The organism is Pseudoalteromonas sp. (genome assembly GCF_041629635.1).
Lineage (GTDB): Bacteria > Pseudomonadota > Gammaproteobacteria > Enterobacterales > Alteromonadaceae > Pseudoalteromonas.
Genome location: NZ_JBFKMX010000105.1, coordinates 1 through 13,450, shown reverse-complemented (window position 1 = coordinate 13,450; position 13,450 = coordinate 1). Strand labels below are relative to the sequence as shown.

The window sequence follows — 13,450 nt, the reverse complement described above, 5'->3', positions numbered from 1 at the left end:
TTTTTGCTTATCGCTGTTGAAAACGCGTTCACTACTGACAACAAAGTCAATATTATCTCCTGCATTCACACTGATTGTGACAAGACTTAAGGCTAAAATAATGTACTTCATAACACCTCTTATTGAGATTTAGTTTGCTGATAACTTAGTAACGTTTCTGCGAATGTGTCTGCTGCAGATATGGCAACTTGCTTAATTATCTTTCTGTCGGTGTTATCACCCATTTCATAAGTAATTGCATGGACGCCATAAGTATCTGATAACCATTGTTTAAATACGCCACGATTTGGGTTATGCCCCGGCTTATCAATGACTTGAAAATTTGGTTCTGCTTTTGCCAAGCGTGCAAGCCAATTCACTGTTGTATCGTCAGGTATTAAGCCCATTCCCTGCGGCATCGAATAAAACACATCATGATGGGTTGAATGGAAATCAATTCCATAAACAATTTTACCACCTGCATTTACAATCGTGTCTAAATAGCTTTTTATTGAGGCTGTTTCAGGTTGTTTAAATTGTTTCCAGTCACGGTTTAAGTCCACTCCATTAACGTTATGACGCCAGTGACCTAATGCAACACCATCAGGGTTAATATTTGGCACAAATAAAATATTATAAGACGCTCTTAAAGCAGTATTTTTTAACAAGGATTCACTAAATGGAAAATAAGCCAGAGCTCCTGTTACCTCGGGAGGGTGTTGTCTGCCAATCACTAAAATATATTTATTACTTTGAGCTTTACTTAACATGGCAGAGATAGGGCGCCCTTGCACTGAATTGCCAAGTAATATTGGCTCTACTTGATGTTCTTTCACTTGCATATCGAGCCAATTATTGTATGCAAGGTTTGAGATAATCTCTTGACCAGCAACATATACCGGAGTGTCAGTCAGGGTTAGTTTAAAAGTTAAATCGCCTTTTTTAAGTTTGAATGGCACAGCCTGCCAATTAACACCATCTTTACTGATCTTTGGATTATAACGATGCTTACCGTCATAATATTTAATTCTGACAGAAACTTGTTTTTCAGAATTAGCCTGTAACTTAAATGCATACCAAGGGCTATCATTAATAGGTTTATTCTCTGGCTTTATTTTTATGGAAATATCATCTTGCTTTATCACACAATGATTTACTCGGGCTGTGTCGAAGTTAGTAGAAAGAAAAATACTGTCACTTTGACAATTTGCTTTACCATCTAAACTCACCTGAGCATTTAAAATGGATGATGCTGACAGCAATAAAAATGCGAGCATTGTTTTTTGGAATAACATAATTTGCCTTAATAATGAGAAAAAAGCGACAAGTGTTAGGTGCCGCTTACTGCTTACATCACATATTTAAAGTTAGAATGACTTACTAAAATCTAAATAATAATACCGACCACGATTAGAATGAACGCTAGAAAAATAGCCAAAGCTCTCATCTGCAATCGGTGGTTTTTTATCATTTATATTGCGTACACCTAGGCGAATGCGGGTATCAGAAAACCAACCAGATTGTTCAAATCTATAATCCGCATAGGCATTGATGGTTGTAAAACTATCAATTGGTAATGGTTCACCTTCAGATGTGGTGGTGCTTGTATCGTAAAAATCGCTCACATAATTTGCTGTTGTTCCTAATGACCACTGATCGCGTTTAAAACGAAGTGAGGCATAGGCTCGCCACTCTGGGCGTCCATTTTGTTTCATCAAGTCACCGGCACCTGTGATCACTACAGACTCTGGCACTGCAGGGTTTCCAGCCTCTTGCGCAGCAATAACTTCTGCTGTTATTGCATCTGGCTCTTGCTCAAATCGAATTAATCGTGCTGCGTTTAATTTAAAATCAAAGTTGCCGAATTCTGTTTTTAAATCGTAAAAAACACTAAAGTCGACACCCTCAATTTCGCGTGGGTTTAAGTTGTTATATTGATTATTCACATGAATCACTTCATTGTCTTCACCGCGAATTACATCTGGGTTTGAACTACCTTGTGAGCGAAGTAATGAGTCATACATTAAGTGAGTTTGACTGTTCAGAATACCTACCACCCCGTCTTGTTCGATTTGCCACCAATCAGCAGTAATTGTTAAGTCATTGAATGGCATCAAAACTAAACCAAACGATGTATTCGTATCATCTTCAGGCTTAAGGTTTTTGTTACCCCCACGAATTTCTGTGATGCCATAAGAGCTATCAGTCACCGGGTCATAACGTGTATTCGATCGCGAGATACCTTGCTCTACAACTTGAGGTAAGTTTGGTGCCCTAAAGCCTTCAGCATAAGCTGCGCGTACTTGTAACCAATCGCTTGGCATCCAACTTAAAGCAACTTTAGGTTTAGTTACAGAGCCAACATCAGAAAAGTTCTCATAACGTGCAGCTAGTTGAATCTCCAAGCTCTTAGCTAACATGCGGTCAGATAGTAGTGGCGCAACCAATTCAACATAAGCAGAGAATACATTACGCGAGCCATCCGAATCAGGTGTTTCACTTGAGCCCAACACACTGCTACCAGAAAGCACATTACCAGTATTTGTATCAATAAATGGTTGGCTACCGTTAAGGAGAGGATCGCGATTATCCGCATAGGTTTCGCGGCGGAATTCAGCACCACTTGCCATCCCTACTTCACCATCAATGAGATCAAACAATGCTGCATTCGAAACTTTAAAGTCTGCTAGGGCTAGTGAGGTTTTACTTTCACGGTCAATCGTTACGCTAAATTGATCAATGACTGACTGGAGGTTCGCTGTTGCATCGCCTGAGTTTAAATTGCTAGGATCGCCGCCATTGAAAATATTGTAGGCTGTAGCTGCCTCAGTACTATTAACCGCTGCAAAAAATGCATTGGCATCCACACGGTTTCTCGCCTTATCGTGGGTTTTTGCTTCACTGTAAAGCACAGCACTTTCCCAATCCCAATCTTGATAATAACCTGATAGTCCAGTTAGAAGCCTAAAACTGGTATCTTTTACTTGAATATTTCTTTGACCACTGTCAATCGGACGATAACGACGAACCGTAACCATTTCGCCGAATGGATTGTAATAAGCATCAGGGCTAATAGTAAAACGTTGCGCGGTTAAGTTGCCTGATTGTTCACGTAATCGTCTTGTTTCAGCTTGGTAGTAAATAGCTTCACTAAACAGTGTTAAATCGTCGTCCAACTCATGATTTAAATAACCATAAAAGTTTGCGCGTTGCACATCTGACGTCATGCTTTGCTCATTTGCGCTATCATAACGCATATCACGCGACAAACTGCCTTTGTCGGCACACAAACCATCACCCAACTCAACAACACAACCTGACATGGTATTGGGCTGAATATGGAATGTCTTTAATGAACTAGTTGAAAATTCACCCCATGGAGTTGATGTAGAACGGTTATCTAACTGGGTATCACCAATGTATTCTTCAGGTAAGGTGCTATACTCACGTCGGTCTTGTGATGCAGAATAGTCTCTATCAGATGCGGGCATACCTTTGCGATCATAAAGGCTTAAGCTCAAAGTTAAATGCGTTTTATCTTCATTAAAAGCAAGCCCAGTTGCCCCTGATAAACTTGTTTGGCTGAGGGCGGTACCTTCAGAACTACCATGATTCACACTTATACCTGAACCTTCATAATCATCTTTTAATACATAATTAACAACGCCAGCGACTGCATCAGAGCCGTATATAGCAGCAGCCCCATCACGCAATACTTCTACCCGTTTTAAACCACTGACTGGCAATGTATTTGCATTTACCGTAGATACTGGAACAAAATTTTCAGTCTGTGTACCTGGGTGTAAGACTAAACGACGACCATTCAACAAGGTTAGTGTGTTGCCAGTGCCTAGACCGCGTAAATTGATTGAAGAAACATCACCTCGAGCATCATTTACACCACCAATTGCACGCTCGTTATTGAATGCCATTTCACCGATTTGTGGAATTGAGCGTAATAACTCTTCACCGGTGGCTGCACCTGTTGCAGCAATATCGTCACTGTTCATAACAGTAATAGGTAGAGTATCAGCAACTTGTGCACGTTTAATATTTGAACCAAGCACTTCTACGCGCTCAATATCTTTGTCATTCTTTGTTTGCTCTTCAGCATTTACTGACAGACAGGTAAGTACTGCGAATGCCATTGTACTTAGCTGAAAAGCGGGTTTTCCCTTGTTGTTCATAATGATTACCATTTATTTTTATAGTGACGGTACAACAAACAGGTTAACTGTTCGAATCTGGTTATAAACGTTACAGATGGTCACAAAAATAACAATTTATAGTTTTTTATCAGCCCATAACCTAAAGTTATACTTTGCTCTAATCATGTTAGTATTCAATATACTGTTATTTACTTAATATGACCCAAAAGCTTTAAATTTAATTGCAGGGCGTAATTTATGAGACTAAGACATATCGAAGTATTTCATGCCATTTATACAACTGGTTCTATTACTAATGCTGCACATTTTCTTCATGTGTCTCAACCTTCGGTTAGTAAAGTGCTTGCACATGCTGAACAACAACTTGGCTTTGCACTTTTTGAACGAGTAAAAGGGAGACTTATTCCCACATCACAAGCAGAATCATTATTTAGTGAGGTAGATAAAGTTTACAAACAAATACGTGGGGTAAGAAATACCGCGGAAAATATTAAAAAGAGCACTTCTGGCCATTTGAATATCGGGTTCACACCAGCCCTTGGCTTTGATCTTATTCCACAAGTGATCAGTGAATTTAAAAAACATTACCCTGGGGTGCATATTAATTTGCAGACCCTTCACAATGAAGATGTGCAACAAGCTTTACTGGAACATAAATTGGATTTAGCCATAATGTTCTCACCACCCCCTATTGCGAATATTTCCGCCATACCGCTCTGTAAGAGCGAGATGGTATTAGTTGCACCTAAACATGTTTTTCAAAATAGCAACACTCTTATTGAAACTGCAGAATTGGAACATCATGAGCTTATAGGTATTTGGGACAGTGGCCCTCTTGGTGATTTGCTATGGAATCGGTTATCAGAAAATGAAGTCAGTGTTTCGAGTTCGATTCAAGTGCAAACCTATTTTATTGCATCAAGACTTGTGTCTCAAAATGTCGGGGTGTGCGTAGTAGATGAATTTACAGCCCGCGGTAATTTAAGTGACGACACACTATACGCCGGCTTCAAACCAAGCCTCACATTTGATGTACAAGCGCTCCATCTTAGCGATAAACCCCTCTCGGTTAACTGTAAATCTTTTATCAAAATACTCTCTGGGCACGTGTAGATCTGTTTGGAAGATTGACCCTATAACCTTTAGTTATAGATCATTAAAGGCTTTGAAATAGGCAAGGTTTCAACATTCACTTAGTGTAGTTATATCGACATTAAGAATTACGAGACTCCCTATGTTACAAGCCCCCTATTTAGTTTTCCTTGGTGATGCTACCGATCCTCTCTCAATCAAAATGGCCAAGGGTGTTGCCACTTGGAAACCTGAACTTTGTGTTGGTCAATACCGCTTACCTGGCTGTAGCGAAACAGCAAACTTACCTGATATGAACATATCTGAAGCGGCAGAAAAAGGCGCTAAAACCTTTGTACTCGGCTTTGCTAATTCAGGCGGTAAAATTGACCAAAACTGGTTACCATTTATTATCCAAGCAATTGAAAATGGTATGGACATTGTTAGTGGTCTGCACGATAAATTGACTGACTTTGATGAACTCGTGTCACATAGTGAGCAGCATAACGTCAAATTGATTGATATTCGTCATCCCTGCGAAAAATTTGCAACGGGTAACGGCTATAAACGTACTGGTAAACGCTTATTAACAGTTGGCACCGATTGCTCAGTAGGAAAAATGTATACCTCGCTTGCTCTTGAGAATGCAATGCGCGAAATCGGTATGAACGTAGACTTTAGAGCAACTGGCCAATGCGGTGTACTAATAGCTGGAAAAGGGCTTGCCATTGACTGTGTTGTTGCTGATTTTATTAGTGGCGCAGCAGAGACCCTTTCACCAGACAATACAGAAGGTCACTGGGACATTATTGAAGGGCAAGGCTCTTTATCTCACCCAGCGTTTGCAGGTGTGAGCCTTGGTTTATTACATGGTTCACAGCCTGATGCTATCGTGGTTTGCCATGCACTCGGCCGTACCACAATGCGCGGTATAGCTGATCGTCCATTACCGACATTAAAACATACCATTGAGTTAAATTTAGCTGCCGCAAGCATTACCAACCCAAATGTAAAAGTAGCAGGTATCACCATTAATACGTCATCTGTTAGTGAAACAGAAGCGAATGATATATGCCGTAATTTAAGTCATGAGTTAGGTTTGCCTGTAGTCGATCCTCTTCGCCATGGCGTGCAATCAATTGTGGATAATTTGTGATGACAATTTCAATCAAAATGGCTAAACACTCTTGGCCTTTAGCACAGCCTTTTCGGATTTCACGTGGCGTAAAAACCCATGCAGATACCATTATTGTTAAAATTTTCGATAATGAGGTTTGTGGTATTGGAGAATCCGTACCTTATGCTCGATATAAAGAAACAACGGAAACTGTTCAGGCACAAATAAGTTCAATTGGTAATGCGTTTGCTAACATCAGCGATATTCATCATGCAATAAATGAATTATCTGCAGGCGCCGCGAAAAATGCACTAGATTGTGCACTTTGGGATTTTCGTGCAAAGAAAAATAATCAAAGTATTGTCAGCAAATTGAATATCCCTTTAAGGTCACTAACTACGGCGCAAACAATTAGTCTAGGAACTGCGGATGCGATGGCTAAAGAAGCCAAGAGATTAGCGCACGCGCCACTCATAAAAGTTAAGCTCGATGCCAATTCTGTCATTGATAAGATGAAGGCCATTCATCTATCTGCTCCAGACAGCAAGTTTATCATTGATGCGAACGAAGCATGGACCTTTGCTTTACTGAAAGATGTTATTAAACAACTTAAAGATTTCAACGTTGCATTAATAGAACAACCATTACCTGCAGATAGCGATAATGACCTTGAACACTTTTCGCCCTCTATTCCACTTTGTGCTGATGAGTCATGCCATACCCGACAAGACTTAGCAAAACTAAAAAACCGTTATCAAGCTATCAATATTAAATTAGATAAAACCGGTGGATTAAGTGAAGCCCTAGCACTTCTAGAAGAAGCTAAACGACAAGGTTTTTTAATTATGACAGGGTGCATGGTAGCAAGCTCACTGGCTATGGCACCAGCATTTATAATTGCTCAACACGCTGATTTCGTTGACTTAGATGGCCCTTTATTGTTACGAGATGATATTAAATTTGGCTTTGAATTTACAGGCACAAAAATGCATCAACCTACGCCATTTATCTGGGGGCAAACTTTAAAGCAAAGCGGAAAAATAGCGAGCCTTTGATATGAGCAAGCGCGACTTCTACCCGACATTCGAAGAAGCAAAGCGCGCTGCACAAGCTTTTAATTTCTCTAGCGCAATTGATTATCGCTGTCGTCGGCTCAAATGTGATAGTCGATTGCATTCTAACCCTCAATCGTATTATCGACAGCACTGGTGTGGTTGGCATAATTTTTTAAACACTACACCAGCAACCCAAAAACTCTATCAAGAATATAAAACCGCGCAAAAAATTGCTGCCAAAGCAAATTTTAAAAACGCAAGAGCTTATAAACTGTTTTGTAAGTCCATTGATGAGCGACTACCTAAAGTACCGGAACAATTCTATGCCAATCACTGGCGAGGATGGGGTGACTTTCTTGGTATTAATGAAAAAGAATATTACAAAACCTATCATGAAGCACAAAATGCTGCAAAAGCACTTGGCATAACAAGCTCACTTGATTACTTTGCAAAACGAAAAGCACAAGATGAAAAGCTGCCACCCAACCCTATTAAGTTTTATGCTAACGTTTGGTCATCTTGGTATGCTTTTTTAGGTACTAAGCGAGAAGATACTGAACTTTACTCAAACTATGATGATGCTAAATGTGCTGCAAAAAAATACAATTTTTGCTCAGCTAGCGATTATCAAAAAAGGGCAAAACAATGCGATAAACGTTTGCCTTGCAAACCTAGAGAAAAGTATAAACATAGCTGGCATGGTTGGTCTGATTACCTTGGCTTAACTGATTACGACACCGAGCCATTACCTTCATTTTCAAAATTAAAATTAATGGTGCAGGCTCAACGCTTTTCAAGCATTAATGAATATGTAACCAAGCGACATTATATCGCCGACAATCTGCCAATCCTTCCCAATGAGGTTTATCAAGAATGGCAAGGCTGGCAAGATTTTCTTGGAGCAAGTTACCAATCCAACCAGCAATTTATGAACCTTACGTTATTTACTTCAAATGCTAACTAGTTTGATAATATTCACTTAGATTTTCTGTGCTTGTTGATTAAAACTCATTGTTACTGCGTCACTCGCCAGGCCATAAAATGATAAATAACGGGCAATACTGCTAAAAGTCGTGGTATACACTTTATTGTCATGATCATCAGTCGAAATACCTGCCATAAATAAATCACCCATTGCTAGTTTGGCACGGCTTATTTTAATCTGCTGTGGCTTAAAATAGGCTTTGCTACTGGCTTTTAATTTCTGTGTATCGGTGGTCTGATAAATCGCTGAATTGATCACATCCAACAAGTGCTCATTGCAATTTTGGTATTTCGCTGTATAAGGATTTGATATCAATGAGTAATTTTCATTATGTAGCTTTCGACTCAATGGGCAGCTTAACTTACCATATTCAAGTACAACTCTATGTTTTTGTGAGGCTAAGGCCTCTTACTATCGCTGTTTTAGCATCAACTCAACATTATTTGTTACAGGGCTTTCAAATCCAATAAAGTTAGATTGGCCCGCACCATTATGGTAGTTGGGCTGCTGCTGCCTATTTAACCAAGTTGTACGCCACTCAATTAGTGCCAAATCATCAATATAAATTTCCTCAGTTGATTCAAACTCTAATAATATGCGAATACTGCGATAGCCCACACGTGGAGTATTAAACTCACTGACAATTTCTTGCCAGCTTCCATTTAGCTCTACACTTTGGATTAAATGTTTTTTTCCATTTTGTAACGCATCAAACATTTTGTCCCGGTTTTTTCGCCCCTGCCAATAAATATTTAACTTACCTTTACCTTTAACCATCGCGCTCACACTGGCTGGATTGCCTGCTCGGTAGACTCGGGTGAAATTCGTCATAGCTAGCACCGAATCAGCATCTTTGCCATCTCTTTTTAGCGCAAACTCTCCACTAAATGAGGTTTCATTAGTGATATAAAAATCACTTTGATCTAAATTAAATCCGCGGTCATGCGAGTAAAATGCGGAATGAGTTTCAAAGTCACTGTTATTAATTAGGTTTACACCTAATCGGTAACGGTTTGTTGATTCACCTGAAATTCTAATAATTTGCCCTTCAGAAACGCTTTTTGGTAACGGACTAACGCGTTTGCCATTTGAAGTAAAAAGCACACTTTTCACATCTGTTTGTACTTTTTGTGGAAAAATTACACCGTGCCCGGCATTGTGCGAAAAGTGCGTATTACGCTTAGTTGTTAAATCATTTAATCGTGCGAGAATACGACTTCTATGTTCACCTGTGGCTGGCGTTGGAACATAACCCTGTAAGTAAACCGGTACAACCTCTGCACGATAAAACGTTTCACCATCCATCCAGACATATAGCATAAAGGAGTGGTTCGTTGCATAGAAAAACTGGTCAAAAATAAAATTCCCCATTGAGTAGGCGATTAATTTTCCCTTGTATACTTCAAACCCTTGTGCAACATGAGGATGATGGGCAATAGCTAAATCAGCTCCCGCGTCAATTGCTGCTTTTAAACGCGTTTCTGTCATCATGGTGGGTTCATCGTTATACTCTAAACTACCATGATATTGAGCGATCGTTATTCTATCATCTGATACTTCACGCTTAACTGTAGCGACAATATTTTCCAATGTTCCATATGCTGCCCCGCCCTTATTTGCATCAGCCGTTTGACTTGGAGTGGTACTGCCTTCCCAACCGACAAAGCCGAGCATGCCAAATTTACTGCCATTAATTGAAGTGCGATATGCCTTAAGTGCGTCTTGTTCATTTTCACCAGCACCAGAATACGGCATGTTGTATTTGTTTAACGCTTCAATAGTAGACTTAAGCCCAGAATCCAAGTAATCGTATGTATGATTATTGCCTAGTGTTACATAGTCAACTCCAGCGTATTTTAAGGCTGTTACTGTCTCGGGAGGTGAAAAGAAAGTTACTGATTTTGGTGCTCGTTGATTTGGTTTTTCGTCAGCGATTTGTGTTTCTAAATTCACCGTAGCAAAGTCAGCTTTTTTTAAATAAGGTGCCATATACTGTACAATAGCTTTAGTGTCCTCATCCACCGAGCTATCTTTGATTAGCGTAGGGTTATCAAAATAAGGTTTTGAATAACGACGCCCCATCATGACATCCCCACCAAACGCCAACAAAACACGTCCAACTTGTTTTTTTACCAATGAAAAGTTACCCAAATTAGCCGATTTTGTATTCGCAGCGTTTAATTCAAAAAGAGAATAACTAAAACGCATCCCATAAAAATCATTAGCACTAATATCTAAAGAGTAAATGGCTTGTTTTGGCGCTGTCAGTTTAAATTCGCCAAACTCAGATGTAGTCGATGTTATATCCCCAATCACTATTTTTGCATTGGGTATTGGTATCGCTTGATCATCAACAATTTTCCCAAAAAGTGTAATGTAATTTTGTGCCAGCAACAGGTGAGGCACAAAAAGACAAATTAACAGTATTATTCTAAGCATTTTCGTAGTTTATTTTCTTTATGAGTGAGCACGCTAACATGAAATAGTGCTTAGCAACAGTAACTGTATATTCGGCTATCATAACCTTAGGTTATGTGAAGTTTTTCCAACTACTAGACTTTAAACTCTAAATATGAAATCGTCATAGACCGTAGTAAAAAGAACAAGAACAAATGCACACTGAAATCCCAACTGCTATTCCTCGCACACACAGTAAAATAGGCCGTTTTATTGGTCGCAATTTTTTATCACTGTTTGGTTGGCGTGTAACTGGCGCTTTTCCAGATCACCCTAAATTTGTTGCCGCAGTTGCGCCACATACCTCGAATTGGGATTTTATTATTGCCATTGCAGTGAAATTGGCGCTTGGCATTGAAATTAAATTTTTAGGTAAGCACACTATTTTCTTTTGGCCTTTAGGTGTGCTGCTACGCAAGTGGGGCGGTATTGCTGTTGAGCGTTCATCTAAGCATGGATTAGTGTCACAAGTTGCAGATGTTTTTAAACAAGAAGAGAAACTAATTTTAGGTATCGCACCTGAGGGCACAAGAAGGCGCACTGATGAATGGAAAACAGGCTTTTTGCATATTGCTTATGCAGCAAATGTCCCCGTAGTGCCGATGGCGCTTGATTTTCGAACGAAAGAGTTTGTTGTTATGGATGCCATCACATTAACAGGTGAAATAGAGATAGATCTTGCCACTATGAAAGCGTGCTTTCCAAAAGAAATGGCTAAGTATCCAATTAAAATGTCGGGTTAACATGCTTTAAACTATTTAACCGGCTCAAATTTGTTGTTGTGAAAATATAAGCTTGATGTATTTTGAGCGTTAACCAAATTGAGAAAGCCCACTAATTTGCAGGCTGTTATATCGCGTTAAAAGTTATTGATTATCAAGCTGTTCTTTCGCTTTTTCTACTTTTGAAAAATCAAGCCCTAACTCCTCTACCGCCTCTTTAATCAGAGTAGGGTTTAGCATCACCTGTCCCATTACTTGCTGTAATTGCTCTTGCGGTAAGCCCAGCTGACTTATCGTTAACATTGCCGCCATTGGATTTTCGGTTAACACCTGAAAAATTTCATTAATACGTTCATCACTAATGTTATTTTCTTTTAAAAGTGCAATTATTGGATTCATTTGATTACCTTTAAAAACTTAATCATTTTTAAGAGTTTATCAGGTGATAAGCAAGCTGTTAATCATCAAGTGATAAAAGGTAAACGCCAAGCAGCATTTGTCCTGATCAATAGCTTAATATAGTTTCATTTTGACCTAACACTGCACATTAATTTTTCATAAAGCTACTTTCATTGGCTTCACTGATACGGGTATTTTCACATGCTTGTACTCCTTGACTAGTTCACGTCTTGCTGAATCACTAAGTTCTAGGGTATTTATGTCAATAAATTCACCCCAAGTTAATTAAAAGACCTGATTAGCAGCATGAGCAGAGTAAAAACCCCATCTAAACTGATGTCGAGTGAACCCGTTGCCACTTAGTTTAACAACGGTTTCTAAATATGCGTGCAGTTTTATCAATAAGTGTGATATTTGCGCGTCGTGATTTCCTAATTTGATGCCAAATTTACTTGCAAGCTCATTGCCACCAGTGCTACTGCCAATAATCACTATATAGGATGTGTTTCAACCATAATTGTGCCGTTTAAAAGTTATAAAGAGCTGAATTCTATTGTTGCTTCAATTATATTCAGATCATTATAACCTGATAAACTATAGCCTTATGCAACTTTCCTTATAATCACTTTTAAAGTAATAATGTATTGCAAAATATGTATTGTTGTTATTAACTGATGTTCAGTTAGTATTCATCAATTAATTTCTATCTTAGAAACAGTTACCACCACAAATTTAAGACTATGACATTACTTTCCCCCCTTAAGATGGCTTCGCTTTTAGTGATTTATTTTTCACTCAGTGCATGTGCGGCAATTTCACCAGAAAAGTGTAAAACCGCTGATTGGTACAACCTAGGTTACAGTGACGGCCAAAATGGTGCTAAACGAGATCGTGTAAACGACTATACACAAGCGTGTGCCGAAGTGAATATCAAAGTGAATATTGAAAAATGGCAAGCGGGATATGAAAAAGGCAATCAAATATATTGCACACCCGAAAATGGGTATCGTGTTGGCCGTGCAGGCCAAACTTATAATGGTGTTTGTTTAAGTCAGGCGTTTGTTAAAAACTACAATAAAGGAAAACGGCAGTATGATATTGCTGAAGAAATTAATGCGCTTGAAAACCAAATTTATCAATTAAAAGAACAATACCGAAAGGAACCTAATGAAGATATTAAGCGTGATATTCGAAACGACATTCGCGATTTAGAAAGAGAAATTGATCGTTTACGCGTGCCTCAGGTACTTTACGAAGTCATGTTTTAATTTCAATAAGGCTTATATCTTTTTACCCCGAACATCACAATTAAAAATAACAACCAATGTAAATCTAACGGTTAAATCCCTATTTGCAAGATGTTGGGTTTAATTCTATTGCCATTAAAATTAAATAGTCAGATACTTTAAGTTATCGAGAAGTTTTTTTGCTTCAATTGATAATACGTTTTAGCTTTGTTCATTAACTGTAACTAAATTGAATAATCTAACTGAAGC

At 38.8% G+C, this 13,450-nt stretch carries 11 protein-coding genes; 6 read left to right on the top strand and 5 right to left on the bottom strand.

The window, feature by feature from the left end:
- Positions 1-119: 119 nt before the first annotated feature.
- Positions 120-1,274, bottom strand: coding sequence for a M14-type cytosolic carboxypeptidase (locus ABYD77_RS13925; protein WP_372770732.1), 1,155 nt, complete (start codon positions 1,272-1,274; stop codon positions 120-122).
- A 72-nt stretch (positions 1,275-1,346) separates the two neighbouring features.
- Entirely contained in the window at positions 1,347-4,166 is a 2,820-nt protein-coding gene (locus tag ABYD77_RS13920; RefSeq protein ID WP_372770731.1) for a TonB-dependent receptor domain-containing protein, read from the bottom strand.
- Between the two features lie 219 nt (positions 4,167-4,385).
- On the opposite strand from ABYD77_RS13920, the gene ABYD77_RS13915 reads away from it, so the two are divergent.
- The 4 genes from ABYD77_RS13915 (at position 4,386) to ABYD77_RS13900 (ending at position 8,355) form a co-directional block, all read left to right on the top strand.
- Positions 4,386-5,261, top strand: a complete 876-nt coding sequence (locus ABYD77_RS13915) for a LysR family transcriptional regulator (RefSeq protein ID WP_372770730.1) — start codon at positions 4,386-4,388, stop codon at positions 5,259-5,261.
- A 121-nt stretch (positions 5,262-5,382) separates the two neighbouring features.
- Positions 5,383-6,375, top strand: coding sequence for an N-acetyltransferase DgcN (dgcN, locus tag ABYD77_RS13910; protein ID WP_372770729.1), 993 nt, complete (start codon positions 5,383-5,385; stop codon positions 6,373-6,375).
- Entirely contained in the window at positions 6,375-7,391 is a 1,017-nt protein-coding gene (gene dgcA / locus ABYD77_RS13905) for an N-acetyl-D-Glu racemase DgcA (protein WP_372770728.1), read from the top strand. Before dgcN ends, dgcA begins: the two co-directional genes overlap by 1 nt.
- A gap of 1 nt (position 7,392) precedes the next feature.
- On the top strand, positions 7,393-8,355 hold the full coding sequence (locus ABYD77_RS13900; RefSeq protein ID WP_372770727.1) for an integrase repeat-containing protein: 963 nt from the start codon (positions 7,393-7,395) through the stop codon (positions 8,353-8,355).
- Between the two features lie 15 nt (positions 8,356-8,370).
- On the opposite strand, the gene ABYD77_RS13895 is transcribed toward ABYD77_RS13900, so the two are convergent.
- Both ABYD77_RS13895 and ABYD77_RS13890 read right to left on the bottom strand, forming a co-directional pair.
- Positions 8,371-8,724: a DUF2145 domain-containing protein gene (locus ABYD77_RS13895; RefSeq protein ID WP_372770726.1), complete on the bottom strand. Its 354-nt coding sequence runs from the start codon at positions 8,722-8,724 to the stop codon at positions 8,371-8,373.
- A gap of 63 nt (positions 8,725-8,787) precedes the next feature.
- A complete protein-coding gene (locus ABYD77_RS13890) occupies positions 8,788-10,692 on the bottom strand; it encodes a CapA family protein (RefSeq protein WP_372770725.1) in 1,905 nt (634 codons plus the stop codon).
- 296 nt (positions 10,693-10,988) lie between these two features.
- On the opposite strand from ABYD77_RS13890, the gene ABYD77_RS13885 reads away from it, so the two are divergent.
- Positions 10,989-11,576, top strand: coding sequence for a 1-acyl-sn-glycerol-3-phosphate acyltransferase (locus tag ABYD77_RS13885; protein WP_372770724.1), 588 nt, complete (start codon positions 10,989-10,991; stop codon positions 11,574-11,576).
- Positions 11,577-11,699: 123 nt separating this feature from the next.
- On the opposite strand, the gene ABYD77_RS13880 is transcribed toward ABYD77_RS13885, so the two are convergent.
- Positions 11,700-11,954, bottom strand: a complete 255-nt coding sequence (locus ABYD77_RS13880; RefSeq protein ID WP_372770723.1) for a DUF2999 family protein — start codon at positions 11,952-11,954, stop codon at positions 11,700-11,702.
- Between the two features lie 779 nt (positions 11,955-12,733).
- On the opposite strand from ABYD77_RS13880, the gene ABYD77_RS13875 reads away from it, so the two are divergent.
- Complete coding sequence (locus ABYD77_RS13875; protein WP_372770722.1) at positions 12,734-13,222, top strand: DUF2799 domain-containing protein; 489 nt, start codon at positions 12,734-12,736, stop codon at positions 13,220-13,222.
- Positions 13,223-13,450: the final 228 nt, after the last annotated feature.